This window comes from Paracoccus suum, from assembly GCF_003324675.1.
Taxonomy (GTDB): Bacteria; Pseudomonadota; Alphaproteobacteria; order Rhodobacterales; family Rhodobacteraceae; genus Paracoccus; species Paracoccus suum.
The window spans coordinates 1,952,902-1,979,107 of record NZ_CP030918.1; the positions used below are offsets into that span (position 1 = coordinate 1,952,902).

The 26,206-nt window shown below is 66.5% G+C and carries 26 protein-coding genes; 18 read left to right on the forward strand and 8 right to left on the reverse strand.

Going from position 1 to position 26,206, the window contains the following annotated elements:
* Position 1: 1 nt before the first annotated feature.
* From DRW48_RS09540 to DRW48_RS09555, 4 genes are all read right to left on the reverse strand, one after another.
* On the reverse strand, positions 2-913 hold the full coding sequence (locus DRW48_RS09540; RefSeq protein WP_114076221.1) for an ABC transporter permease subunit: 912 nt from the start codon (positions 911-913) through the stop codon (positions 2-4).
* 13 nt (positions 914-926) lie between these two features.
* The gene (locus tag DRW48_RS09545; RefSeq protein WP_114076222.1) at positions 927-1,934 is read right to left on the reverse strand and encodes an ABC transporter permease subunit; all 1,008 of its coding nucleotides are present in this window, start codon (positions 1,932-1,934) and stop codon (positions 927-929) included.
* A gap of 80 nt (positions 1,935-2,014) precedes the next feature.
* On the reverse strand, positions 2,015-3,625 hold the full coding sequence (locus DRW48_RS09550; protein ID WP_114076223.1) for an ABC transporter substrate-binding protein: 1,611 nt from the start codon (positions 3,623-3,625) through the stop codon (positions 2,015-2,017).
* A 326-nt stretch (positions 3,626-3,951) separates the two neighbouring features.
* Entirely contained in the window at positions 3,952-4,518 is a 567-nt protein-coding gene (locus tag DRW48_RS09555) for a CAP domain-containing protein (protein WP_241963226.1), read from the reverse strand.
* Positions 4,519-4,745: 227 nt separating this feature from the next.
* On the opposite strand from DRW48_RS09555, the gene DRW48_RS09560 reads away from it, so the two are divergent.
* The 8 genes from DRW48_RS09560 to DRW48_RS09595 all read left to right on the forward strand — a co-directional run bounded on the left by DRW48_RS09560 (position 4,746) and on the right by DRW48_RS09595 (position 14,689).
* On the forward strand, positions 4,746-6,311 hold the full coding sequence (locus tag DRW48_RS09560) for an ABC transporter substrate-binding protein (RefSeq protein ID WP_114076224.1): 1,566 nt from the start codon (positions 4,746-4,748) through the stop codon (positions 6,309-6,311).
* A gap of 65 nt (positions 6,312-6,376) precedes the next feature.
* On the forward strand, positions 6,377-7,945 hold the full coding sequence (locus DRW48_RS09565; protein ID WP_114076225.1) for an ABC transporter substrate-binding protein: 1,569 nt from the start codon (positions 6,377-6,379) through the stop codon (positions 7,943-7,945).
* 61 nt (positions 7,946-8,006) lie between these two features.
* A complete protein-coding gene (locus DRW48_RS09570) occupies positions 8,007-8,975 on the forward strand; it encodes an ABC transporter permease (RefSeq protein ID WP_114076226.1) in 969 nt (322 codons plus the stop codon).
* A 3-nt stretch (positions 8,976-8,978) separates the two neighbouring features.
* Positions 8,979-9,950, forward strand: a complete 972-nt coding sequence (locus tag DRW48_RS09575; protein WP_338418415.1) for an ABC transporter permease — start codon at positions 8,979-8,981, stop codon at positions 9,948-9,950.
* Positions 9,951-9,953: 3 nt separating this feature from the next.
* Positions 9,954-11,156 (forward strand): amidohydrolase family protein, encoded by a 1,203-nt coding sequence (locus DRW48_RS09580; protein ID WP_114077479.1) that lies wholly within the window; start codon positions 9,954-9,956, stop codon positions 11,154-11,156.
* Positions 11,153-12,646, forward strand: coding sequence for a chlorohydrolase family protein (locus DRW48_RS09585; RefSeq protein WP_114076228.1), 1,494 nt, complete (start codon positions 11,153-11,155; stop codon positions 12,644-12,646). The genes DRW48_RS09580 and DRW48_RS09585 overlap by 4 nt, the downstream gene beginning before the upstream one ends.
* The gene (locus DRW48_RS09590; RefSeq protein ID WP_114077480.1) at positions 12,639-13,640 is read left to right on the forward strand and encodes an ABC transporter ATP-binding protein; all 1,002 of its coding nucleotides are present in this window, start codon (positions 12,639-12,641) and stop codon (positions 13,638-13,640) included. Before DRW48_RS09585 ends, DRW48_RS09590 begins: the two co-directional genes overlap by 8 nt.
* The gene (locus DRW48_RS09595) at positions 13,637-14,689 is read left to right on the forward strand and encodes an ABC transporter ATP-binding protein (protein ID WP_114076229.1); all 1,053 of its coding nucleotides are present in this window, start codon (positions 13,637-13,639) and stop codon (positions 14,687-14,689) included. Before DRW48_RS09590 ends, DRW48_RS09595 begins: the two co-directional genes overlap by 4 nt.
* Here the strand turns inward: DRW48_RS09595 and DRW48_RS09600 are convergent.
* Complete coding sequence (locus tag DRW48_RS09600; RefSeq protein WP_199286082.1) at positions 14,635-15,327, reverse strand: GntR family transcriptional regulator; 693 nt, start codon at positions 15,325-15,327, stop codon at positions 14,635-14,637. The two genes, DRW48_RS09595 and DRW48_RS09600, sit on opposite strands and share 55 nt — an antisense overlap.
* 94 nt (positions 15,328-15,421) lie before the next feature.
* On the opposite strand from DRW48_RS09600, the gene DRW48_RS09605 reads away from it, so the two are divergent.
* Together DRW48_RS09605 and DRW48_RS09610 are read left to right on the forward strand one after the other, a co-directional pair.
* Entirely contained in the window at positions 15,422-16,057 is a 636-nt protein-coding gene (locus DRW48_RS09605) for a flavin reductase family protein (RefSeq protein WP_114076230.1), read from the forward strand.
* Positions 16,054-16,794 (forward strand): aspartate/glutamate racemase family protein, encoded by a 741-nt coding sequence (locus tag DRW48_RS09610; protein WP_114076231.1) that lies wholly within the window; start codon positions 16,054-16,056, stop codon positions 16,792-16,794. Before DRW48_RS09605 ends, DRW48_RS09610 begins: the two co-directional genes overlap by 4 nt.
* A 4-nt stretch (positions 16,795-16,798) precedes the next feature.
* On the opposite strand, the gene DRW48_RS09615 is transcribed toward DRW48_RS09610, so the two are convergent.
* Positions 16,799-17,848: a histone deacetylase family protein gene (locus DRW48_RS09615; protein ID WP_114076232.1), complete on the reverse strand. Its 1,050-nt coding sequence runs from the start codon at positions 17,846-17,848 to the stop codon at positions 16,799-16,801.
* A gap of 127 nt (positions 17,849-17,975) precedes the next feature.
* Between DRW48_RS09615 and DRW48_RS09620 the strand changes: the two genes are divergently transcribed.
* From DRW48_RS09620 to DRW48_RS09650, 7 genes are all read left to right on the forward strand, one after another.
* Positions 17,976-18,719, forward strand: coding sequence for an ABC transporter ATP-binding protein (locus DRW48_RS09620; RefSeq protein ID WP_162784714.1), 744 nt, complete (start codon positions 17,976-17,978; stop codon positions 18,717-18,719).
* On the forward strand, positions 18,712-19,422 hold the full coding sequence (locus tag DRW48_RS09625; protein WP_162784715.1) for an ABC transporter ATP-binding protein: 711 nt from the start codon (positions 18,712-18,714) through the stop codon (positions 19,420-19,422). Before DRW48_RS09620 ends, DRW48_RS09625 begins: the two co-directional genes overlap by 8 nt.
* A gap of 13 nt (positions 19,423-19,435) precedes the next feature.
* Positions 19,436-20,311: a branched-chain amino acid ABC transporter permease gene (locus DRW48_RS09630; RefSeq protein ID WP_114076235.1), complete on the forward strand. Its 876-nt coding sequence runs from the start codon at positions 19,436-19,438 to the stop codon at positions 20,309-20,311.
* Positions 20,312-20,315: 4 nt separating this feature from the next.
* Complete coding sequence (locus DRW48_RS09635) at positions 20,316-21,305, forward strand: branched-chain amino acid ABC transporter permease (protein ID WP_162784716.1); 990 nt, start codon at positions 20,316-20,318, stop codon at positions 21,303-21,305.
* Positions 21,306-21,330: 25 nt separating this feature from the next.
* Positions 21,331-22,557: an ABC transporter substrate-binding protein gene (locus DRW48_RS09640; protein ID WP_114076237.1), complete on the forward strand. Its 1,227-nt coding sequence runs from the start codon at positions 21,331-21,333 to the stop codon at positions 22,555-22,557.
* Between the two features lie 62 nt (positions 22,558-22,619).
* Positions 22,620-23,234 carry an MSMEG_1061 family FMN-dependent PPOX-type flavoprotein gene (locus DRW48_RS09645; protein ID WP_114076238.1) on the forward strand — a complete coding sequence of 205 codons (615 nt, stop codon included), beginning with the start codon at positions 22,620-22,622 and terminating at the stop codon, positions 23,232-23,234.
* Between the two features lie 168 nt (positions 23,235-23,402).
* Complete coding sequence (locus tag DRW48_RS09650; protein WP_114076239.1) at positions 23,403-24,008, forward strand: HNH endonuclease; 606 nt, start codon at positions 23,403-23,405, stop codon at positions 24,006-24,008.
* Between the two features lie 18 nt (positions 24,009-24,026).
* Here DRW48_RS09650 and DRW48_RS15935 read toward each other — a convergent pair whose 3' ends face one another.
* Positions 24,027-24,188, reverse strand: coding sequence for a hypothetical protein (locus tag DRW48_RS15935; protein ID WP_162784643.1), 162 nt, complete (start codon positions 24,186-24,188; stop codon positions 24,027-24,029).
* A gap of 164 nt (positions 24,189-24,352) precedes the next feature.
* Entirely contained in the window at positions 24,353-24,943 is a 591-nt protein-coding gene (locus DRW48_RS09655) for a GNAT family N-acetyltransferase (protein ID WP_114076240.1), read from the reverse strand.
* Between the two features lie 141 nt (positions 24,944-25,084).
* Here DRW48_RS09655 and DRW48_RS09660 point away from each other — a divergent pair, with 141 nt between their 5' ends.
* On the forward strand, positions 25,085-26,182 hold the full coding sequence (locus DRW48_RS09660) for a PA0069 family radical SAM protein (protein WP_114076241.1): 1,098 nt from the start codon (positions 25,085-25,087) through the stop codon (positions 26,180-26,182).
* Positions 26,183-26,206: the final 24 nt, after the last annotated feature.

Below are 26,206 nucleotides of genomic sequence, written 5' to 3' on the forward strand. Positions count from 1 at the left end.
GTCAGCTCCGCTTCAGTTTGGGATCGAGCGCGTCGCGTAGCCCGTCGCCCATCAGGTTGATCGCCAGCACGGTGATCAGGATGGCGAGGCCGGGCAGGGTGACCACCCACCAGGCGCGCAGGATGAACTCGCGCGCTTCGGCCAGCATGGTGCCCCATTCGGGTGTGGGCGGCTGTGCGCCCATGCCCAGAAAGCCCAGTGCCGCCGCATCAAGGATCGCGCTGGAGAAGCTGAGCGTGGCCTGCACGATCAGCGGCGCGAGGCAGTTCGGCAGGATGGTGCGGAACATCAGCCACAGGGGACCCGCGCCGGCGACGCGGGCGGCGGTGACATATTCGCGGTTCTTCTCGGCCAGCACCGCGGCCCGGGTCAGGCGCGCAAAGTGTGGTTGCAGCACCAGGGCGATGGCGATCATCGCGTTGGTCAGGCCCGGTCCCAGGACCGCGACCAGCACCAGGGCCAGCAACAGCGAGGGGAAGGCCAGGATGATGTCCATCACCCGCATGGCGACGGCATCGACCCAGCCGCCGAAATAGCCGGCCAGAAGGCCGATGATGACCCCGCCCAGCAGGGCCACGCTGACAACGACGACGCCGATGAACAGCGAGTAGCGGGCCCCGAACAACAGGCGGGACAACATGTCCCGGCCGACGGCGTCGGTGCCCAGCAGGAAGTCTGCGCGTCCGCCCTCGGTCCAGGCGGGCGGCAGCAGGATGGCGTCGCGGTACTGCAGCGTCGGGCTGTGCGGCGCGATCATCGGGGCCAGGATGGCCAGCACGACCAGCAGGGCAAAGACGACCAAGCCCAGCACGGCGCCGCGGTTGGTGGCGAAATAGTACCAGAACTCGCGCAGGCTGTGGCGCCAGCCACCGCCGCCGGGAAGGTCGGCTACGATATCGACGGAATCGGTCATGGCGGTCCCCCTTTCAGCGGTGCCGGATGCGCGGATTGATCAGTCCGTAGAGCAGATCGACCAGCAGGTTGACGACCATGATGATGACCGCAATCAACAGAAGCCCGCCCTGGACCACCGGATAGTCGCGACGGCTGATGGATTCGACCATCCACTTGCCGATGCCGGGCCAGCTGAAAATGGTCTCGGTCAGGATCGCGCCGGCCATCAACACGCCGACCTGCAGGCCGATGGTGGTGACGACCGGGATCAGCGCATTGCGCAAGGCGTGCAGGCCAACCACGCGGCGGGGCGGCAGGCCCTTGGCGCGGGCGGTGCGCACGTAGTCCTCGCCCAGAACCTCCAGCATGGCGCTGCGGGTCTGGCGGGCGATGACCGCGAGCGGAATGGTCGCCAGCACGATAGTCGGCAGGATCAGGTGCGAGGCGGCCGAGGTGAAGGCCCCTTTCTGCCCCGACAACAGGCTGTCGATCAGCATGAAGCCGGTGACGGGCGGGAAGAAGTACATCAGCGAGATGCGCCCCGACACCGGCGTCCAGCCGAGCGTGCCTGAGAACAGGATGATCAGCAGCAGGCCCCACCAGAAGATCGGCATCGAATAGCCGACCAGTGCGGTGCCCATGGTGACCTGGTCGAACCAGCTGCCGCGCTTGATCGCGGCCAGAACGCCGGCAGGAACGCCGATCACGGTCGCGAGGATGATGGCACAGACCGCAAGCTCGATGGTCGCCGGGAACAGGGCCAGGAATTCTGTGAGCACCGGCTTCTTGGTAACCAGCGAGACGCCAAGATTGCCGTGCAGCAACTGCCAGACGTAGTCGAAATATTGCGTCGGCAGCGAGCGGTCAAAGCCGAGTTGCTCGCGAACGGCGGCGTAGCGTTCGGGCGACATGCCGCGCTCGCCCGCCATCAGCAGGACCGGATCACCCGGCAGCACCCGGACAAAGCCAAAGGCGACGATTGTAATGCCGATCAAGGTCGGCACGAGATAGGCGATACGCCCGAGGATGAAACGGATCATGCGGCCATCATGGGTGGAGGAAAAGCGCGGGCCGCGCCGGGGTTTGACCCCCGAGGCGCGGCCCGCCAAGGATCATCTGATCATTCGGCGATGTCGACGGTGTCGAACGCGTGGCTGCCCAGCGGGCTCATGATGTAGCCCGAAACCTTCTTGGACATCGGCAGCACCACGGTCGAGTGGGCCAGCGTATCCCAGGGCGCCTGATCCTTGAAGATCACCTGCGCCTGTTCATACAGCTTGGTGCGCTCGGCTGTGTCCGAGGTCTGCTTGGCTTTTTCCAGCAGGTCGCTGAATTCCTGGTTGCACCAGAAGGCGCGGTTCGCACCGCCCTCCTTGGCGCCGGCGCAGGACAGCAGCACCGACAGGAAGTTGTCCGGATCGCCGTTGTCGCCGGTCCAGCCGAGGATCACGGCGCCGTCGCGGCCGGGCTCCATCGATTTCTTGAGGTATTCGCCCCATTCGTAACTGACGATCTCGACCTTGACGCCGACCTTGCTCAGGTCCTCCTGCATCATCTCGGCGACGCGGCGGGCGTTGGGCATGTAGGGGCGCTGCACCGGCATCGCCCAGATCTTCATCGACAGGTCCTTGACGCCGGCTGCTTCAAGCGCGGCCTTTGCGGCCTCGGGGTCGTATTTGTCGTCCTCGATTGCGTTGTTGTAGGACCACATGGTCGGCGGGATCGGGTTCTTGGCGACCTCGCCCATGCCCTGGAACACCGCGTCGACGATGGCCTGCTTGTTCATCGCCATGTTGAGGGCCTTGCGGACCTCGGGTTTGTCGAAGGGCGGGGTCTCGGTGTTGTAGGCGAGATAGGCGACGTTCAGACCGGGCTGCTCCATCACCGTCAGGTTCGGATCGGCCTTCAGCGCGGCGATGTCCGCCGGTGCCGGGAACGGCATGATGTGGCACTCGCCCGCCTGCAGCTTTTGCAGGCGCACGGCGGCATCGGTGGTGATCGCAAAGACCAGATCATCGACCTTGGCCGGCGTGCCCCAGTACTCCGGGTTCTTCTGGTACCGGATCACGGCGTCCTTCTGGTAGGCCACGAACTTGAACGGGCCCGTGCCGACCGGCGCGCTGTTGAGGTTTTCCTTGGTCCCCGCCTTGTCGAGGCTGTCGGCGTATTCCTTGGACTGGATCGAGGCGAAGTCCATGGCGAGGTTCGCGAGGAACGGCGCCTCGGGATGGTTCAGCGTGAACTTGACCGTCATGTCGTCGACCTTCTCGATCGACTTGATGAGCGAGGCCATTTCCATCGAGTTGTAATATTCGAAGGTCAGTCCGGGGATGTACTGGTTCCACGGGTTCTTCGCATCGCCCTGGCGCTCGAACGAGAAGACGACGTCGTCCGCCGTCAACTCGCGCGTGGGGGTGAAGTAGTCCGTGGTGTGAAATTTGACACCGGGACGCAGCTTGAAGGTGTAGGTCAGGCCGTCCTCGGAGACTTCCCAGCTTTCGGCGAGGGCGGCTTCGACCTCGGTCGTGCCCTTCTTGAACTCGACCAGGCGGTTGAAGATGGGGCGCGAGGTGGCATCAAAGGTGGTGCCGGCGGTGTAGGCGGCCGGGTCGAACCCTTCCGGCGAGCCTTCCGAGCAATAGATGAGGGTCTTGGCGGCGGCCGATCCGGCAAAGGCGGTGGCTGCGGCGATGGCGAGCAGCGACGTGGCAGCGAAGTTCGCGAGTTTCATATGTTCCTCCCAGAGCGACGGGCGCACCGGCCACCTTGCTCGATGGCCTGATGACGAGTTGGTGAGCAGCACTATCGTCATGACAGGCTACAGTACAACCGTCTAGACGGCTGGCGGGCATAGCGCCGTCGCGGCAGGCTGATTTGAGTGAACGGGGCATGAACGCCGGGCATTTCGCTCGTGAATCATGCACGGAAGTCGGCGGTCCGAGTCGTCGCTGAACCGCGTTTGGCACGCCCCCGCCCTGTAATCGTTTACATCACGCGACCGCGCGGGTGCGTGCGCGCGCAAGCGTAATGGCTTTATCGAGGCCCGCTTCTGCCCCCTCAGCGGCCCGCATAGACGGCCGCCCAGAAGCTGGTCTTGCCGTCCGCACCAATTGCCCGCCCGAGGGCGAAGTCGCGCACATCGGGGCGCATGATGTTGGCCATGTGCCCGCCCGATCGTGACCATTCGGCCAGCACCTGCGGCAAGGTGAACCGGCCGGCGGCGATGTTCTCGGCTGCGACCCGCGAATTGTAGCCGTTGGCGCGCAGCCTTGCGCCGGGCCCGGAACTGCGACCGCCCCGGTGGGTCATGGTGCCACGCCGCGCCATCTCGCAGGCATGGGCGTCGGCGATGGCCTGCACCTGCGGCTGCGGGCGTAGCGGTGCAAGGCCGCGCGACGTGCGCACCGCGTTGGTCGCCTGCAGCGCCATCGCCGCCTCGCTGGGTGACAGTGGCGCGCAATGGGCGCTGCCTTGGGTCAACAGCATGATGTCGCCATGCCCGTCGGTCTGGACATAGCGGCCCGGCAGGTTTGCCACCGCGGCGGTGCGGGTGGCAGCCGTGGGCCCGTCGGTGCAGGCGGCGAGCGTTGGCAGCAGCAGAAAGGAAAGGCGAGCAAGGTGCATGGGGGTCGGCCCTTGGCGAGTAGGGACCACCGACGAGACGGGAGTTCAAAGCGCTGCACAACCGACAGATGTATAGCCTATGTGAAAGCGGCTGCTTTGCGCCGGGGAGGGGGCGGTAAAACGGCAAAAGCGCGCAGCGTGAAAACTTGGTGTCAAAATTGTCAACAATCCAGTTGACAACATTCGGGTGCGGAGTCGATGGTTCCTCTAACGCGGCAAGGGGGAACATGATGCGCGCGACGGCGATTGCTTTGGCACTGGGACTTACGGCACTGCCGGTCGCGGCCTCGGCCGAAAACGTGCTGCGCTGGGGGAGCGCGCGCGACATCTTTTCGCTCGATCCCTATAGCTATGGCTCGACCTCGAACCTGGCGTTCCTGAACCATATCTACGAAGGCCTCGTGCGCTACACGCCCGAATTCGAGGTGGTCCCGGCGCTAGCCGAAAGCTGGGAGTTCGTGGCGCCCGACACCTGGCGGTTCAAGCTGCGGCCGGGGGTCAAGTTTCAGGACGGCGCCGATTTCAGCGCCGATGACGTGATCGCCTCGATGGCGCGGGTCAGCGATCCGGCCTCGCCGCTGCGCGGGAACATCCCGACCTATGTCTCGGCGAGCAAGATCGATGATCTGACCGTCGATCTGAAGGTCACCTCGGCCAATCCGCTGTTCCTGAACGACATGACGAACATCTTCATGTTCGACGCCGGCTGGCTGACCGCCAACAACGCGACCGCGCCGACCGACGTCGGTGCCAAGGTCGAGGGTTACGCCACCCACAACACCAACGGCACCGGCCCTTTCAAGCTGGAAAGCCGGGTGCCGGACAGCAAGACCATTCTGGTCAAGAACGAGGGCTGGTGGGACAAGCCGCTCCATAACCTCGACCGGATCGAGTTCACGCCGATCACCTCGGCCGCGACCCGCGTTGCCGCCTTGCTGTCGGGCGAGATCGACCTGACCGACGGCGCGCCGCTGCAGGATCTTGACCGGCTGCGCAACACCACGCCTGTCAAGGTGATCGAGGGCGCCGATCTGCGCACCGTGAACATCGCCTTCAATCGCAAGGAAAAGCTGGCGGACGGCCGCGACAATCCGTTCAACGACCTGCGCATGCGGCGGGCCATGGACATGGCCATCGACCGCGAACTGATCAACAAGCGGATCATGCGCGGCATGGCCCATGTCGCCGGCACGCTGGTTGCGCCGACCATCCCTGGCTACGACGCGGCGCTCGACACACCAACCGCATATGACCCCGACGGCGCCAAGAAGCTGCTGGACGAGGCCGGGTTGGCGGGCACCCCATTCACCTTCGTCTGTGCGAACGATGAATACGTGAATGCCGAGGATGCGTGCCAGGCGATTGTGTCCATGCTGACCAAGGTCGGGCTCAAGCCGACGCTGGATCTGGGTCCGCGCGCGGTGCAGACGCCCAAGCGCTCGTCCGGGAATGCCGACATGTTCCTGATCGGCTGGGCGAACGAGCCGACGCTGGATACCTATTCGATGCTGGCGCAGGTGCTGTCGACCCGCGAGGGCGCCTCGGGCGTCGCCAACGATGGCGGCTGGTCCTATCCCGAACTCGACGCGATGACCAAGGAAGCCAGCGTCACCATGGATCGCGACGCGCGTCTGGCGCTGGAAACCAAGGCGCTGAAATACGCCAAGGACGAGTTGATCATGCTGCCGCTTTGGCAGCAGCCGATGGCTTGGGCGACCACGGACAAGGTGGCCGATGTCGTGGTGCGGCCCGACAACAAGCCGCGCCATTGGCTGACCCGGATGGCCGACTGATCGCCGTTTCCCCACCCAAAGCTTCAAGCCGGCGCCAGACCGGCCCATCCTGACAGGAGAGCCCTATGAAACTGCGCCTGAAATACGCCCTGCCGATGCTCGCGCTGCTGGCGGGGGGGCCGGCCACGGCCGAAACGCTTCGCTGGGGTGCCGCCCGCGACATCTATTCGCTCGACCCCTATTCCTACGGTGAAAGCTACACCATCGCCTTCCTGAACCACGTCTACGAAGGCCTGGTGCGCTATAACGAAAAGCTGGAGATCGAGCCGGCCCTCGCCGAAAGCTGGGAGGTCGTCTCGCCCTCGGTCTGGCGCTTCAAGTTGCGGCCGGGGGTCAAGTTCCACGACGGCGCCGACTTTACCGCGGACGACGTGGTGGCGAGCCTCGCGCGCGTCAGCGACGAGACCTCGCCGCTGAAAGGCAACCTGCCGACCTACAAGTCGAGCAAGAAGCTCGACGACCTGACGGTCGAGATCGAGTTGACCGGCCCCTATCCGCTGCTGCTGAACGATCTGACCAACATCCAGATCTTCGACGAGGACTGGATGAAGGCAAACGACTCGCTGAAGCCGACCGATGTCAGCGCCAAGAAAGAGGGCTACGCCACGTTCAACACCAACGGCACCGGCCCATTCAAGGTCGAGAGCCGGGTCCCAGACAGCAAGACCGTGCTGGTCAAGAACGACGCCTGGTGGGACACCCCCAAGCACAACCTCGACCGGATCGAGTTCACGCCGATCTCCAGCGCCGCAACCCGCGTCGCAGCGCTGCTGTCGGGGGAAATCGACTTCACCGAGAACGCGCCGGTCCAGGACGTCGAGCGGTTGGCAGCCTCGCCGGGCATGAAAGTGATGGAGCGCACCGACCTGCGCACCGTCATGGTCGGCTTCAACCGCAAGCCCAAGCTGGCGGATGGCCGAGACAACCCGTTCAACGATCTGAAGGTGCGCCAGGCGTTCGAACTGGCGATCGATCGGGACCTGATCAAGAAGCGAGTTATGCGCGGCAAGTCGCGCAGCGCCGGCGCAATGGTCGCGCCCGAGATTCCGGGCTACACCGAGGCGCTGGACCAGTTCCCGCCGGGCGACGCCGAAAAGGCCAAGGCGCTGCTGACCGAGGCCGGACAGGACGGCCTGCCGTTCACGCTGACCTGCACAACCGACGCCTATGTCTCGGAAGAAGAGCTGTGCAACGCCATGGTCTCGATGCTGACCCGGGCGGGGTTCAAGCCCTCGCTCGATATCGGGCCGGCCGCGGTGCAGACGCCCAAGCGCGCGGGAGGCCAGGCGGATGTCTATCTGCTGGGCTGGGCCAACGAGCCGATGCTCGACAGCTATTCGCTGCTGGTCCAGATGATCGAGACCAAGTCCGACACCGCGGGTGTGTTCAACTGGGGCGGCTGGTCCTACCCGGCCATCGACGGAAAGATCAAGGCCGCCTCGACCGAGATGGACCGCGACAAGCGCCTCGCCCTGCAGACCGAGGCCATGAAGATGGCGAAGGACGAGATCATCATGCTGCCGCTGCACCAGCAGCCGGTTGCCTGGGCGATGGTCGACCGGGTGGAGTCGGTGGCGCAGCTGGCCGACAACAAGGTCCGCCACTGGCTGACCGTCATGGCTCCCGCCAAGTGAGCCGCCTTTCCGGGCCGCCCGCGCGGTGGCCCGGACCCTTCATCCGACGAAAGGGACGGCCATGCTCGTCTTTGTCCTCAAGCGCCTGATGAACGCGTTGTTTGTCATGCTGGCCGTGGCGGCCCTGGCCTTTGCCATCTTTCAGGTCGCGGGCGATCCCGTCGAGCTGATGGCCAACGAACAGATGAGCCAGGCCGACCGCGATGCCCTGCGCGAGCGGCTGGGCCTCGACCAGCCGATGCTGGTGCAATTCGCGCATTTCGTCGGCAACGCGGCGCAAGGCGATTTCGGCATGAGCTGGCGCAACGGCCAGTCGGTCCTCGGCCTGATCGCCGAGCGGTTCCCCGCGACGATGGAGTTGGTACTGACCGCGACGCTGCTCTCGCTGTTGATCGGCCTGCCGCTCGGCGTGCTGACCGCAATCGGCCGGGGGCGATGGTATGCCGAAGGACTGCAGTTCCTTAGTATCATCGGCGTCTCGCTGCCCAGCTTTGTCGTCGGCATCCTGCTGATCCTCGTCTTTTCCGTCATGCTCGGGATCGCCCCCGCCTTTGGACGGGGCGAGGTCGTGAACCTCGGCTGGTGGTCGACCGGGCTGCTGACCCGCTCCGGGCGGGCCGCGCTGGTGCTGCCCGCGATTGCGCTGTCGCTCTACCAGATCACCCTCATCATGCGCCTCGTGCGCGCCGAGATGCTGGAGGTGATGCGCTCGGACTTCGTCAAGTTCGCCCGCGCCCGCGGCGTGCCGCGCCACCGCATCTGGTTCCGGCATGCGCTGAAGAACTGCCTGATGCCGGTCGTCACCATGACGGCGATGAACATCGGCGCGCTGATCGCCTTTGCGCTGATCACCGAGACGGTCTTTCAGTGGCCCGGGATGGGAATGCTGTTCATCCAGGCGGTGACCTTCCTCGATTTCCCGGTGATGTCGGCCTACCTCGTGATCATCAGCTTCATCTTCGTGGTCCTGAACACGGCCGTGGACATCACCTATGCGGTGATCGACCCGCGCCTGCGCGAGGCGAGGTAAGCCATGTCCAATCCCGTAGTGAATGTTCCCGCCGATTCCATGGTCCCCTCGGACGGGGTCGCGACCTCGCGCTGGCGGCGATGGCGCAGTTCGGACCTGTGGTGGTCCTTCACGCACAAGCCCTCGGCCATGATCGCAGCGGGGATCCTGCTGGTACTTGTGATCGCGGCCTTCGCCGCACCGCTTTACGTGCCGCAGAACCCGTATGACCCGGCGCAGCTGGACCTGCTGAACGCAGAGATCCCGCCCATCTGGTCGCCGGACGGGCAGTGGCCGTTCATTCTCGGGACGGATACGCAGGGCCGCGACATGTTGTCAGCGATCCTATATGGCTCGCGCAGCTCGATCATCATCGGCATCGCCTCGGTCGCGCTGTCGCTGAGCATCGGCATGATCCTGGGGCTGTTCGCCGGATATTTCGGTGGCATTACCGACACCGTGCTGATGCGCTTTGGCGATATCCTGCTGTCGATCCCGACCATCCTGATCGCCATCCTGGTCAGCGCCATCGCACGCCAGGCCCTGCCCGAGAACCTGCGTGATGCCGGTGCCGCTGGCGTCCTGGTCCTTGCCATCACTCTGTCGGCCTGGGTGCAATACGCCCGTACCGTCCGCGCCCAGGCGGCGGTCGAGCGCAACCGGGAATATGTGCAGGCGGCGCGGCTGCTGAAGGTGCCCGCCCGGCGCATCATGTTCCGCCACATCCTGCCGAACACTCTGACCCCGATCTTTGTCGCCGCCACACTGAACTTTGGCATGGCGATCCTGACCGAGGCGACGCTGTCCTTTCTGGGCATCGGCATGCCGCCCAGCCAGCCGAGCCTCGGCACGCTCATCCGGCTGGGCAACCAGTTCCTGTTCTCTGGCGTGTGGTGGGTGGTGTTGTTCCCGGTGATCCAGCTCTGCCTGCTGGTCGTGTCGGTCAACCTGCTGGGTGACTGGCTGCGCGACGCGCTGAACCCCAAGCTGAGGTAAGTGATGACCGACCTGCTGATCCGTAACATCCGCCCGATGGGCGGCCCGGCCGCCGACCTGCTCGTCCGCGGCGGCCTGATCGCGGCGATCGGCCCGGACCTGCCCGCCGAGGGCGCGGCGGTCGAGGATGGCGCCGGTGCACTGGCGGTTCCGGGTCTGATCGACGCCCATACCCACTTGGACAAGACCACCTGGGGCATGGGCTGGCACGTCAACGACCAGAACGCGACCCTGCGTGGCCGGATCGATTACGAGCGCGAGAACCGCATGGCGCTGGGCATCGACCCGGTGCGCCAGCCTCTACGGCACGCGTTGCTGCTGGCGGCGCATGGCGCGACGCACATCCGAAGCCATGTCGACATCGACACCGACCACGGACTCGCCATCTTCCACGGGCTGCTCGAGGCGCGCGAGAAGCTGGCCGGGGTCATCGACATCGAAATCGTGGCCTTTCCGCAATCGGGCATCATGACCCGCGCCGGCACGATCGATCTGCTCGACGCGGCGCTGGCGGAAGGGGCCGAAGTCGTCGGCGGGATCGATCCGTGCGGCATGGACCGCGACCCTAAAGGGCATCTGGATGCGGTGTTCGGGCTGGCGGAAAAGCATGGCAAGCCGATCGACATCCACCTGCACGAGACCGGGGATCTGGGCGCCTTCGACATGGAGGAGATCTTTGCCCGTACGGAGGCGCTGGGAATGCAGGGCAAGGTCGCGATCAGCCACGCCTTTGCCCTGGGTGCGCCCGACACTGCCCGCATGCAGGCGCTGATCGATCGGATCGCCGCGCTAGACATCGCCATTCTGACCACCGGGGCGCCATCGGCTACCGTGCCGCTGATCCTGCGTCTGAAAGAGGCTGGCATCCGCGTCGGCGCGGGCTGCGACGGCATCCGCGATACCTGGGGGCCCTGGGGCAAGCCCGACATGCTGCACCGCGCCGAGGTGATCGGCATGCGCAACGGCTTTCGCCGGGACGAGGATCTTGAGTACGCGCTGCACGTGTGCAGCACCGGCGGGGCCGAGGTGATGGGTTTGCCCGGCCATCGACTGGCGATTGGTGATGCGGCCGACTTGTGCCTGATCGAGGCGATGACTCTGGCCCACGCGGTCGCCGATACCGCGCCGCGCACATTGACGGTCAAGGGCGGCAAGGTCACGGCCCGCGGCGGCGAGATCGTCGTACCCGGCGTGGTGATCCCGTGAGGGGTCTTGCCGATCTGCCACTGGGATCGCGACCGGAGGGCCGCACCGCACTGCGCGCGACATGGGTGCTGGCACATGACGGGTCGGGCCATCGCCTGATCCGCGACGGCGAGGTGGTGATCGAGGGATCGCGCGTCCTCTGGGTTGGAAAGCGGTTCGAGGGCGAGGTGGCGCGCCGGGTCGATTTCGGCGCGGCGCTGATCTCGCCCGGGCTCATCGACCTCGATGCACTGTCGGACCTCGACACCACGGTCCTGTCCATCGACCACGCGCCCGGCTGGGCCAAAGGTCGCGTCTGGCCGCGCGATTACGCTGCCCGCGCCCGCGAGATGTATGACCCCGGCGAGCTGGCGTTTCAGAAGCGCTTTGCCTTCGCGCAACTGCTGATGAACGGCATCACCACCGCCGCGCCGATCGCCTCGCTGTTCTATCGTCAGTGGGGCGAGACGGTCGCCGAGTTCACCGCCGCCGCCGATGCCGCAGGCGAGATGGGACTGCGGGTCTATCTCTCGCCCGCCTACCGGGCCGGGGGCATGCTGCTGGACGGGCCAGGCCAGATGGTGCCGGAGTTTGACGAGGCTCGGGGCATGGCGGGGCTGGCCGATGCGGTAGCCTTCATCCGCGCGCAGGACGGCCGCTTTGACGGGCTGGTGCGCGGCATGCTGGCACCCGACCGGGTCGAGACCTGCACCGAAGGCCTGCTGCGTGCCACGGATGCCGCCGCCCGTGATCTTGGCTGCAAGATTCGCCTGCACATGGCGCAGGGCGAAATGGAAGTTGCGACCGTTCGCAGCCTGCACGGGATGACCGCGCCGCAATGGCTGGCGAGTCTCGGGCTGCTCTCGGACCGGCTGATCGCGCCGCATGCCACCAATGCGACCGAAGAAGACCTTGCCCTCTATGCCGCGAACGGGGTCAGCGTCGTGCATTGCCCGCTGGTCTCGGGGCGGGGCGGCTCGGTCCTGCGCACCTTCGATCGGCTGCGGGCAATGGGCATCAACATTGCCATGGGCACCGACACCGCGCCGGCGGACATGCTGATGAACCTGCAAGCGGCACTGATCACCTGCCGCACGGCGGGCGGTTCTGTCCGCACCCCCGATCTGTGGGGGGCCGCGACACTCGGCGGGGCGGCGGCGTTGGGGCGCGATGACCTCGGCCGGATCGCAGCCGGTTTGCCAGCCGACATTGCAGTGTTCGATCTGGCCGATCCAGTGATGACGCCGGCGATCGATCCGATCACCACGCTGGTCGCAGGAGGCTCGGGCAAGGTTACGCGGGCGACCTTCGTCGACGGGCGGCTGTCGATGCGGCGGCTGGCGGGCGTGGCCGAGGTTGCGGGCATTCCCGATCTCGCCGCGGCGCAGGCCCGCGCGCAGGCGCAGTTCGACGGGCTGGTCGCGCAATATCCCGACCGCAGCTGGGGCCACCCGCCGCTCGAGCAGCTTTTCCCGCCCTCGTTCCCGCTGATGGAGGATGCCGATGGCTGACGCAGCCCTGGCCGCAAGACCGGCCGAGCATGTGCTGGAGGTGCGCGATCTGGTGGTCGAGTTCCCCGGCCGCCATGGCACGCTGCGCGCGCTCGATGGGGTGTCGCTGTCGATCCGGCCGGGGGAAATCCTGGGCGTGGTCGGCGAAAGCGGCGCCGGCAAGTCGATGACCGGCCTTGCCGTCCAGCAACTGCTGGAGCCGCCGGGCCGCATCGCCAGCGGGGCGGTCCTGTTGGACGGGCAGCGCATCGACAATCTGCCCGAATCCGCGATGACCCGCATCCGCGGTCGCCAGATCGGGGCGATCTTCCAGGACCCGCTTACCAGCCTGAACCCACTGTTCACCGTCGGCCAACAACTGGTCGAGACGATCCGCCTGCACCTGCCGGTCTCGCGCGCGCAGGCCCGGTTGCGGGCGATCGACCTGCTGGCCGAGGTCGGCATCCCGGCCCCGACCGAGCGGGTCGATAGCTATCCCCACCAGTTTTCCGGGGGCATGCGCCAGCGGGTGGTCATCGCGCTCGCCCTGGCCGCGCGGCCAAAGCTGGTGATCGCGGACGAGCCGACGACCGCGCTGGACGTTTCGATCCAGGCACAGATCACGGCGCTGCTGCGGCGGCTGTGCAAGGAACATGGCACCGCCGTGATGCTGGTCACCCACGACATGGGCGTGATCGCCGAGACCGCGGACCGCGTGGCGGTGATGTATGCTGGCCGGTTGGTCGAGATCGGGCCGGTCGCAGATGTCGTCGCCGCTCCGCAGCATCCCTATACCCGCGGGTTGATGGGCAGCATCCCGGCGCTGGGGGCGCGGGTGCAGCGCCTGACCCAGATCGACGGCGCCATGCCGCGGCTCTCGGCGATTCCACCGGGCTGCGCCTTCAACCCGCGCTGTCCACATGCGGGCCCGCGATGCCACATCGAGGTGCCGCATCTGGTCCCGGTCGGGGCCAGCCGCGCCGCCTGCCACCTGCATGACGGAGGGGTCGCATGACCGAGGCCGCGCTGACCGCATCCCACCTGACCCGCGTGTTCGATGTCTCCGAGCCGTGGCTGAACCGCGTCATCGAGGGCAAGCCGCGCCGCAGCCTGCGCGCCGTCGATGACATCGACTTCGTCGTCCCGCGCGGCGGCTGCCTGTCGCTGGTCGGCGAATCCGGCTGCGGCAAGTCGACCGTCGCACGGCTGGTCACGGGGCTCTACAGCCCCAGCGCCGGCGAGTTGCGCTTTGCGCCGGGCAAGGGCGGCAAGCCGCTGGCGGCCCAGATGATCTTTCAGGATCCCTATGCCAGCCTGAACCCGCGCTGGCGGGTCGATGCCATCATCGCCGAGCCGTTGCGCGAATTGCGCCTGCGGGACAGCGAGGCCGCGATCAGCGCACGCGTGGCCGAACTGCTGACCACCGTTGGCCTCTCGCCGACAGACGGGCGCAAGTACCCGCACGAATTCTCTGGCGGGCAGCGGCAGCGCATCTCGATCGCCCGCGCGCTTGCCGGCGAGCCCGAGTTCCTGATCTGCGACGAGCCGACCAGTGCGCTCGACGTCAGCGTGCAGGCGCAGATCCTGAACCTGATGCGCGAGTTGCAGGACAAGATGGGGCTGACCTATCTGTTCATCAGCCATGACCTCAGCGTCGTGCGACACATGAGTGACCGGATCGCGGTCATGTATCTGGGCCGGATCGTCGAGGAGGCGCCAACCGAGGTACTGTTCGCCACCCCGCGCCACCCCTATACACAGCTGCTGCTGGAGACGATCCCGAACGTCCGCGCCCCGCATCGCGACCGCGCGGTGAAGGGCGGCGAGGTGCCTTCGCCGGTCAACCCGCCGTCGGGCTGCACCTTCCATCCGCGCTGCCCGCTGGCAGATGGCCGATGCAAGGCCGAGCGGCCAGCGGTGCTGTCCTGGCCCGACGGCTCGCGCACCGCCTGCCACCGGGTCGAGGAAGCGAATGGCGCGCCGGCGGGTGCTGCCGCGGGCGGCGCCCCTCAGCCCAGCGCGCTGCGCAAGTCGGCCGAGCCGATCCGGGCGGGGCTGAGGTGAAGTTCGGATTCCAGATGCGCCAGATGCCCGCCCATCGCCTCGACCGCGCCCGCGCCGTCGCCACGCGCAAGGCAATCGACGATGGCGCCATGCTCGTCGGGGCCGCAGTTGAAATGCGCCGTGTCGCGATAGACCGCCGTGATGAGCGAGCTGCGCGCCACCAGATCGCGCATGATCGTCGCCAGAAAGTCCGTACCCACAAGCTCGGCCAGACGGATGTGAAAACGTCCCGAGAGGCGGATCACGTCGGGAATGTTGCTGTCGGCGGAGGCGCGGCGCTCTTCGGCGATCAGTTCGCGCAGCTCGGCGACCGCAGCGGGCGTGATTGCTGCGGCCAGACGCTCGACCACGCGCCGCTCGATGGCGTGGCGGGCATAGAACACATCGGCGGCTTCCTCGACCGAGGGGGCCGCAACGAAGGCGCCGCGATTGGGTACGATGGTGACCAGCCCCTCGCGGCTCAGGTCGGCGAGCGCCTGGCGTACGCGCGCCCGGTTGACGGCAAAGATTTCGGCCAGCTCTTCTTCCTTCAGGCGGGTGCCAGGGCGCAGGCGTCCCTCGGCGATGGCCAGCCAAATGCGCTCGCCGATCTCGGCCGCATTCGCCCCCTTGCCGCGTTCGGCGGTGATCTGGTCCACTTTCGCTCTCCACACCATCAGGTCCGTTGGGCCGTCTGCCGACAGGATTGTCAACACTTTGCGCAGCGCAACTTGGCCTGCCCCGAGGAACAGCATGAACTTTGACTTTACCACCCTCGGCCCGGACGAGCGTTACCGGCTGCTGACCAATTTCGTCGGTCCGCGGCCCATCGCTCTCGTCTCAACCCGGGGCACGTCCGGCGGCACCAACGCCGCGCCGATGAGCTTTTTCAACGTGTTTTCGCACGAACCGCCGATCGTCGTGCTGGGTATCCAGACCCGGCCCGACGGAGCCATCAAGGATACGGTGCGCAATATCCGTGAGACGGGTGAGTTCGCGGTCAACATGGTCGATATGGCCCTGGCGCCCGGAATGCTGATCTGCGGGCTACCCTTCGACGCCGAAGTGGACGAAATCGCAACCGCCGGCCTGACCGCTGCCGAAGGCGTGCTGACCGGCGCGCCGTGGATCGCAGAGGCGCCGGTCGCGATGGAATGCGAGGTCGAGCAGCTGATCGACTATGACCGGCGGGTGCTCGTTCTTGGGCGCGTGGTGCACATGCATGTGCGGCGGGACTGCCTCGACGCCGAGGGGCGCTATGTCGATCCGGCCACCTACCAGCCGATCGCCCGACTGCATGCAGACAATTATGTCACGAGCGATCGCCAGATCGTCCTGAAGGCGCCGGACATCGCCACCATCACCCCGGTGCGTGAGGTGCGCCAATGATCATCCATGTGGTTAACCCGAACTCGACCGCCGCGATGACCGAAAAGGCGCGGCTTGCGGCGGTAGCTTGCGCGGCGCCCGGCACGCGGATCATGGCCGGCAACCCCCGCGGCACGCCCGCCAGCATCGAGGGCCATGCCGACGAGGCGGTCGCCGTGCCGGCCATGCTTGCCCTTATCGCCGAGGCCGAGGCCGAGGGCGCGGACGCCCATGTCATCGCCTGCTTTGACGATCCCGGCCTGCACGCCGCGCGCGAGATTGCCGAGGGGCCCGTCATCGGCATCTGCCAGGCCGGGATGCAGGTCGCGATGAGCATCGCAGCCCGCTTTTCGATCGTGACCACGCTGCCCCGCTCGGTCCCGATCATCGAGGATCTGGTCGCGGCTTACGGCGCCGGTCACCACTGCCGCCGCGTCCGCGCTGCCGATCTGGAGGTGCTGGCGCTGGAATCGGACCCGGTCGACGCCTATCGCAAGATCGCCGCCCAGATTCGCATGGCACGCGATGAGGACGGGGCCGAGGCGGTGGTCCTGGGCTGTGCCGGGATGACCGACCTTGCCGACCGACTGGCGCGCGAGACGGGGATCCCGGTGATCGAGAGCGTCACCGCCGCAGTCAAGTTGGCCGAGGCGCTCGCCGCCGCGCAGTTCCGCACGTCGAAAGTTGGCAGCTACGCTTTTCCGCGGCAGAAAGCCGGCGGGGCGGCGCAGGGCCTGGTCGCGAACCTCGCGCACTGAGCGCCTAGTCGGGGCGCACCCCAACCAGAAACGCATCGAGGCAATCGCCGATCGCCTCGATGGCATAGCCGCCCTCCTGCACGACGAGGGTCGGCAGCCGCAGATCGCCGACGGCTGCGCCGATCGCCTCGAAATCAGCCGCCTCGAGTGCAAGGGCGCCGATTGGATCATCGCGATGCGCGTCATAACCCAGCGCCACGACCAGTGCGTCGGCGCCAAAGGCGCGGATATGGCCGCTGGCATGGCCGAGCGCATCGAGCATGGCCAGCGTCTCACTGCCATGCGGCAGCGGCAGGTTCAGGTTGGCCCCCAGGCCGGGGCCATGGCCGCGCTCGGCCGAATAGCCGGTATAGAACGGATAGTAATTGTCCGGATCGGCATGAACGGACACGGTCAGCACATCGGGCCGGCTATAGAAAATCTGCTGTGTTCCGTCGCCATGATGGGCGTCGACGTCGAGGATCGCGACCCGGCCGAACCGCTGGCGCAGGTGCTGCGCGGCGATGGCGGTGTTGTTCAGATAGCAAAAGCCCGACGCGCGGTCGGCCCGCGCATGGTGACCCGATGGGCGGCACAAGGCATAGGCCAGGGCCGCGCCGTCCAGCACCGCTTGCGCCCCGGCAAGCGCGGTATCGGCCGAGCGGCGGGCCGATTGCCACAGATGGGGGCCGACAGGCACCGACAGATCGCCCAAATACCAGCCAAGTTGGCCCAGGAACCCGGTCGCGGGGCAGGGCGGGCGGGCCTTCTGCTCGGGGCGGCCGCTCCAGTAAGGGAACGTGGCCGGCCAGACCTCGGGCCCGCGCTCGGGCGGCAGGTCCTGCCAGCGGTCCCAGGCGGTGGCCAGGAAGTCGACATAATCGGGCGTGTGGACCGCGGTGACCGGCTCGAGGCCAAAATCGGCCGGCGCCTCGGGCGCAATGGCGTGCCGCGCGAGCGCGCCCAGCAGACGCTCGGTCCGCTCGGGCAGGTCCTTGGGCGTCACGACGCTGCCGAAGCGCATGTATTGCAGCGGCGTGTGAAGGGCCTGATCCGGGTGATAAAAGGCGCGCATCTAGTCCCCTGATTTGTCGGCCGCGCCCCTCGGCTGGGCGTCACAGTAACGTCACGATGTCGGGTTGCAACGCTGCGTTCAACCTCTACAGTCGACAACCAGGATCGCGAAGCGTGCGGGGGATGACGTGGCCGATCTGCTGAACTTGTCGAATGTGACGGTCCGCTTTGGCGGCTTGACCGCGCTGAAGGACATCTCGCTGGCGCTACCGCAGGGCAGCGCGCTGGGCCTGCTGGGCCCGAATGGCGCGGGAAAGACGACGCTTTTCAACGTTATCGCCGGCGCGGTGCGCCCGACCGAGGGGCGGGTCGTCTTTGACGGGCGCGACATCACCGCGGCCAGCAGCAGCGCGCGCAGCGGCGGCGGCATCGCCCGCACCTTCCAGATCACCCAACCCTTCACCAGCCTGACGGTGCGCGAAAACGTCATGGTCGCGCTGACTGCCGCAGGCATGGCCATGCGCGGTGCCTTTTCAGCGGCCGTCGAATATGTCGGCTTTGTCGGCCTGCGCGCCAAGATTGACGAGAGCGCGGCCAGCCTCAGCACCGGACAGCGCAAGCGGCTTGAACTGGCGCGCGCCTTGGCGACGCGCCCCAAGCTGCTGCTGCTGGACGAGGTCACAGGCGGCGTCGATCGCCCCTCGATCCCCGGTCTGGTCGAGACGATCCGCCAGTTGCACGCCGAGCGCGACCTGACGCTGGTGGTGGTCGAGCATCACATGGATTTTCTGAAGGCGCTCGTGGACCGGGCGATGTTCCTCGATCGCGGAGCGCATGTCCTCTCGGGCAGCTTTGCTGAGGTCGCGGCCGATCCTCGGGTACGCGACATCTACTTGGGCGATCCGCTCGAGCTGGAGGCTGCCGATGCTTGAGATGGACGGGATCGACGTACGCTATGGCGCGACGCAGGTGCTGTGGGACGTCTCGCTGCGCGTCGGCGCCGGCGAGGTGGTGGCGGTGATGGGGCCGAACGGCTCTGGCAAGAGCACGGTCCTGAAGGTTGCAATGGGCCTCAAGACGCCGTCGGCGGGGCGCGTGGTGTTTGAGGGCGCCGATCTGACCCGCGCCCCGGCAACTGCCCGCCCCGGCGCCGGCATGAGCATCGTGCTGGAGCGTCGGCGCCTGTTTCCGCGCATGAGCCTGCGCGAGAACATCGAGATCGGCGGCTTCGTCCTGCCCCGCGCCGAGGCCCGCGCCCAGATGGAGGGGGTGCTGGCGCTTTTCCCTGAACTGGTGCCGCATCTGGAGGCGAGCGCCGGCCGCCTCAGCGGCGGGCAGCAGCAGATGGCGGCCATCGCCCGTGGGCTGATGGCAAAACCACGTCTGCTGCTGATGGACGAGCCGCTGCTGGGCCTGTCACCGGCGCTGCAGACCCGTGCCTTTCAGTTGATGGCCGACATCAACGCCCGCGGGGTCGCCATTCTCTTCAACGAACAAAATGCCGCGCTGTCCTTCCGGCTGAGCCATCGCGGCTATCTGCTGGAATCGGGCCGCGTGGTGCTGACCGGATCGGGAACCGACATGCTGAACCACCCTGAAATCCGCCGCGTTTACCTGGGCGAGGCCGCGGCGTGAGGGGTGGCGGCCAATGACCGGTGCGATGCTGATCGAAACGCTGCTGAACGGCCTGATCACCGGCAGCATCTACGCCCTCGTCGGGTCCGGGATCGCACTGATCTATGGCACCACGCGGGTGCTGAACTTTGCCCATGGCGAGGCGATGATGATCGCCGCCTATCTGGTGCTAATCGGCAGCACGGCGCTGGGCCTGCCGCCGGTGGTGGCCGCGCTGGGCGCGATCGTGCTTACCATGGCGGCCGCGGCGCTGATGCAGCGGGTCATCATCGCACCGATCATGGGCCGCGACGACTGGGCCTTCCGCATCATCGCCGTCACCATCGGTCTGTCCATCTTTCTGCAAAGCGCGGCCCAACTGATCTGGGGCGAGAGTTTTCAGGGCATGCCCTATTTCTTCGAGGGGGTGCTGGTCATCGGCCCGGTGCGCATGCCCTGGCAGCGGATCGCGATCCTGGTCGTGGCCGGGCTGGCGTTGGGGCTGTCGGCCTGGCTGCTGTACCGCACCCGGCTGGGGCAGATGATCCGCGCGACTGCGCAGGATGCCGAGGCCGCCCAGGCCTTTGGCATTCCCGCAGGCCGGGTTCACACCATGGTCTTTGCCATGTCGGCCGGCCTTGCCGCCGTCGGCGCGATAATGCTGGCGCCGCTGATGTCGGTGAACCCGTGGATGGGCGTGCCTTACCTGCTCAAGGCCTTTGCCGTGGTGATCCTCGGCGGCCTCGGCAGCTTTGGCGGGGCGGTGCTGGCCGGCTTGCTGCTGGGCGTCGTCGAGAGCTTTGCCGTTGCCTTCACCGCCAGCGAGTGGCGGGACGTGATCTCGTTCGGGCTGCTGATCGCGGTCATCTGGGTCAGGCCCTATGGCCTCTTCCGCGGACGCGAGGGCTAGGACCATGACCGAGATGCTCGGCCGGCGACCCGGCCTGACCCTGCTTGCGATGCTGGCCCTGTTGGCCGCCCTGCCGGTGATCGTGCATGACCCCTATCCGCTGCATATCATGACGCTGTTCCTGCTGTTCGCGATCTTTGCGTCAGGCTGGAATTTGACCCTGGGCATTCTGGGGCTGAAGACGCTGGGCCATCACGCCTTCTTCGCCATCGGCGCCTATGCCTCGGCGATGCTGTCGTTCTATGCCGGGATTTCGCCCTGGCTGACGATCTGGGCAGGCGCGGCGACGGCGATGCTGGCCGGTCTGCTGATCGGCATTCCGATCCTACGCATCCGCTCCATGCCGCATGTGGCCATCGTGACCCTCGCCTTTGCCGAGATCGTGCGACTCGTGCTGGCCAACCTCAAGGACTGGACCCGCGGCGAGTTGGGCTTTTGGGGGATCGAGGCGATGCCGTCCCTGCACCTCGGCGGGACCGAACTGGCCTTCGGGACCGGCAAGCCGCTCGGCAGCTATCTGCTGGCGCTGGTGTTCTTTGCTTTGGTCCATGTCGGGCTGCTGGCGCTGCTGCGCGGCCGGGTCGGGCTGACTCTGGTCGCCATGCGCGACAGCGAAACCGCGGCCGAAAGCCTCGGCGTCGATCTGACCCGCTGGAAACTGGGGGCATTCGCCCTCAGCGCCGCCATCGTCGGGTTTTCGGGCGCGCTCTATGCCCATTACGTGCAAATCCTGACGCCGACCTCGACCGTCGGACCCGAGATGCTCGTCAGCCTGCTGGCGATGATTATCGTCGGCGGGGTCGGCCGGTTCCTCGGCCCGGTTCTGGGCGCGGCGCTGCTGACGGTTCTGGGCGAGGTGCTGCGCGAGTTCGGCGATTACCGGATGCTGCTCTACGGCGGCATCGTCGTGCTGTTCGTGCTGGCCGCCCCGCGGGGCATCGCCGGCTGGCTGGACGCCATCTCGCTCTGGCGCGCAGACCGCAAACCGTCCTGACACCGCTTCATCAAGGGGAACAACCATGCTGACACGTTTGCTTGCCACCAGTGCGCTCGCCCTGGCTACATTCGCGCCGCTGACTGCCCTTGCGGCCGATGACATTCCGATCGGCGGCATTGCCCCGCTGACCGGCCCGGCCGCCAACTCGGGCGAGGCGCTCCGTCAGGGGATGGAGCTTGCGGTCAAGGAATGGAACGAGGGCAAGGGCGACTATGCCAAGGCCGAGGGACCGCATCCGACCTTCAAACTGACGGTCGAGGATAACAACTCGAAGCCCGAGGTCGGGGTCAGCGCCGCGCAGCGGATGGTCACGCGCAATGGCATCAAGCTGTTGATCGGCGACGCGCTGCACAGCCACGTCACCATGGCCCTGATGGAGCTTGCGCCCCAGTTCAACCTGCCGATCATCAGCGCCGAGCCGGTCAGCACGCTGATCGCCGACAAGGTCAAATCCGACCCGGAAAAGTATGCGCTCTACTGGAAGGGAAATTACAACAGCAGCGCCTATGGCGAGACGGTCCACGACTTCGTCAAATATGCGATCGACAAGGGCCTGATCGCCGAAGGCGGCAAGAAGCTCGCGTTTGTGATCGAAGACACCGACTACGGCCACTCGAACGCCGACACGATCACTCAGCTGTTCGAGGCGGACGGCTGGACGGTCGCGGCCAGCGAGGCGGTCCCGGCGGGCAGCACCGATTTCTATCCGCAGTTGACCAAACTGAAGGGCGTGGCGCCGGACCTGACGGTCTCGGTCTTCACGGCCGTCAACTCGGGCGTATCGCTGGTCAAGCAGATGTCCGAGCAGGCGCTGCCCGGCCGGCACATGGCGATCTACTATCCGACCAAGCCCGAGTTCATGGCCCAGGTGGGCCCGGCCGGCGAGGGGTTGGTGTGGACCTCGCTGCAGTTCGCACCCGAGGTGGTCCCGGCCCACAAGGCCTTTGACGAGCGCGTCCAGGCCGCCTACGGCAACCCCGCGACCTACAGCCACGCCCACGCCTATTGCGTGACTGAGATCGGCATGCGCGCGATCGAGACCGCCGGCAGTACCGACCCCAGGGCGATTTCCGAAGCCATCGGTGCAACTGACTACAATTGTCTGATCGGCCGGTTCAAATTCGATCCCGCCAACCACACGGTGCTGGGCGGGGGGGAATACCTGCCGCTGCCGGTCGCACAGATCCAGAATGGTAAGAACCAGCTGATCTGGCCCGAGGCCAACGCCACTGCACCGGCGGTGAAGTAACACGACCCGGGCCGGCCTCCAATGGCCGGCCCGGACATCCTTTAGGGCAAACGCGAGGGGACATGGATTTCATCGGCAGCGAGGACGAACTGCAGGCGATCTATGGCGCGCCCATGCAGGTGGCACTGACCAAGGTCTCCAGCAGCCTGACGCCGACTTATCGGCGCTGGGTCGAGGCCGCGCGGTTCTGCGTCATCGCCACGGTCGGGCACGAGGGGACGGACGCCTCGCCACGAGGGGATGACGGACCGGTGGCGCGGATCCTCGACGAGCGGACCTTTGCGATCCCCGACTGGACTGGCAACAATCGCATCGATTCGATGCGTAACCTTGTCCGGGATCCGCGCCTGTCGATCATGTTCATGGTCTCTGGATCGGGAAACGTGGTGCGCGTCAACGGTCTTGGCCGGATCACCGCCGACCCGGATTTCTGCGCCAGCTTTGCCCGTCACAACGCCGCCGGCGCGCTGACGCCGCGCACCGTGATGATCGTTCAGGTCGGCGAGGTCTACATGCAGTGCAGCCGGGCGATCCTACGCTCGAGAATATGGGGCGGCCAGGCGGCGCCCGAGGGGCTGCCAACGCAGGGCGACATGCTGGCCGCGAACTCGTCCGAACTTGATGCGCGAACCTATGACGAGGGCTGGGCGGTGCGCGGACCTGCCAACCTGTGGTAACGGACCCGCAGCACGCATGCCCACCCCCCGCGCGCGCCGTCACGGCGCCGTCACGCGGATGCGTTAACGCGCATATATACGGAGGCTTGTCAGCCTTCAGACGCGAGATATAGTCACGCCAAGCGCGGCCATCCGCGATGCGGAAGGTCGCCCAAGGGGACGGACCTTATGCTGGACCGGGACTGTCATGACCACTCTGACTTTCGCGCACATTTCGTTCGCGAGCCTGCAGCGCTCAAGCATCATCCGGCGCTGGTACTGAATGCCGACTACCGCCCGCTCAGCTACTACCCGTTATCGCTCTGGCCCTGGCAGGAGGCGATCAAGGCGGTGTTCCTGGACCGGGTCGACATCATCGCCGAATATGACGAGGTGGTGCACAGCCAACGCACGCAGATCCGCATCCCGTCGGTTGTGGTCCTGCGCGATTACGTCAAGCCGCGAAAGCGCGTCGCCTTTACCCGCTTCAACCTGTTCCTGCGCGACGAATTCCGCTGCCAGTATTGCGGGGCCAAGGGCGATCTGACCTTCGATCACGTGGTTCCGCGCTCGCGCGGTGGGCAGACCAGTTGGGAGAACGTGGTGGCTGCCTGCTCGCCCTGTAATCTGCGCAAGGCGAATCGCAGTCTGCGACAGTGCGGGATGCAGCTGCGCCGTCCGGCGCGCCGGCCCACCACCGAGGAAATGCACGCCACCGGCAGGCGCTTTCCGCCGAACCATTTCCACGAAAGCTGGATCGACTATCTTTACTGGGACGTCGAGCTGGAAAGCTGAGAAGGGGCGGGCGTGGGTCTAGTGCACCCGCGCCGCCAGATGGACCGCCGCAGCGGCGATCAGCGCCGGAATGGCGAGCGCGGCCAGCGGCAGGCCCGCGGCGCTTGCCGCCCATAGGGTGAGGCCGGCGATCAGGATCACGGCCACAATCAACAGCAGGAAATGGGGCAGGGTCATCATCGGGCCTTTCCTTATCCCCCGATTATGGGGACGGCAGGGGGCAAAGAAAAGGGTTCTCGGGTGGTCTGGCGCCGCCGTCCGCAGGGTTTCGCACGCGGGCAGGCGGGACATTTGCGAGGGTGAGTCGCGGCAACGCCGAGGGAGTGCCGGCCGAAAGAGAGTGTCTACTGCAGGGTGCGCATCCAGAACTGTAGCGGCTTTGACGTCTCCTCGCTCGCGCCGACATCGCACCAGGCAAGCTCTCCGACCACTCCCGGCACGGGAGAATAGCCGCGCGCAGTCCAGATGTCCTCGGCCGGGCATTCAACCGCGCGCTGCGCCGGGTGATCATCCGGACGCACGAGGGCGAAAAATGCGATGTGGCGCCGGCCGAGGGCACGCGCCCAGGCCTCGGCATGATCGAAAAAGCCTTCGGTGACGCTGCGGGCCCGGTGGGTCGGTAGGATCATCGGCTGGCCGAGGTAAAGGATCGTCTCGGGTGCCTCGTCGCGGGCGCGAAAGGCGGCAACGATATGGCAGGACTGCATTTCCAACGGGATGGCATTGCACATCCCGACCAGCCGGCTGCCATGTATCGCACCCAGGACCAGTCCCTGCGGCTCTGTCCAATAGGGGGAAAGATAGGCGCGTTCGTATTCCACATTGGTCGCGTAGAGATAGGGCCACCCGGCCAGCACGACGACGCGCAACGCAGCGATCTCGTCCAAACGGCTGGCGATCTCGTCACCTGTCATTGTCCGGACCACGATCATCATCCGACCCTGCGCGCCGGGGACATTCGGGGAAGTACGGTCGCATATGGATATGCCACGGTGCCGGCCCCCTGATTAACTTTGTTAAGACAATGTCACGATGAGGAAGCTGGCACAATCGGCCGCGCTTGTAATGTTCATGGAATGTTCTATTCTAGCGGAATGCTGCCCCCCTCTGATCCCGACGAGATCCTCAAGGCCCGCGGGGCCGCCAGTCGGCCCAAGGGTCGGTTCGAGCGGCTGGAGGCTGTACGCGAGGCAGATGGTTGGGACATCCCCGAGGAATCGCGGCTATTGCGCACCGAGGTCGCAATCGAGCGGCCGCGCAGCGTAATCGCCCGCAACACCTCGCCTGACGTGCCGTTCGACCGCAGCCTGAACCCCTATCGCGGCTGCGAACATGGCTGCATCTACTGCTTTGCCCGGCCGTTCCATAGCTACCTGGGCCTTTCGCCGGGACTGGATTTCGAGACCAAGCTGACGGCGCGACCTGATGCGGCAGCGGTGTTGGCGCGCGAAATTGCGCGACCCGGCTATCGTGTGGCGCCCTTAGGAATCGGCACCGCGACCGATCCCTATCAACCGATCGAGGCTGAATACCGGATCATGCCGCAGATCCTGCGGGTGCTCTCGGACTGGAATCATCCGCTGAGCCTGGCCACGCGCGGCGCCCTCGTGTTGCGCGACACGGGCCAGCTGGCCGACATGGCAGCACGTCGGCTGGTGCAGGTGGGGATTTCGGTCACCAGCCTCGACCCCGCCCTGACCCGCAGCCTCGAGCCGCGGGCCCCCGCGCCGGGGACTCGGCTGCGGATGATCGCCGGGCTGGCAGAAGTGGGCGTGCCGGTCCGGGTCATGGTATCGCCCGTGATCCCGGTGGTGACCGAGCCGGAGGTCGAGGCGATCCTGAGTGCGGCGCGCGATGCAGGGGCGCGCTTTGCCAGCATGATCCCACTGCGCCTGCCACATGAGGTCGCGCCGCTGTTCCGTGACTGGCTTGACCGGAACATGCCGAGCCGCGCTGCCCACGTCATGAACCGCGTGCAGGCCATGCGGGGCGGGCGCGACAACGATCCGAACTTTGGCAGCCGGATGCGCGGCGAGGGGATCGCGGCCGACCTGCTACACCAGCGTTTCCGCCTGGCGCGGCGGCGGCTGGGCTATGAGGAAAAATCACCGCCGCTGGATTGCAGCCAGTTCGGGCCACCGGCAAAGGCGGGCGACCAGCTGTCGTTGTTCTAGTTTTCTGGCAGCTGGAATTTTGGT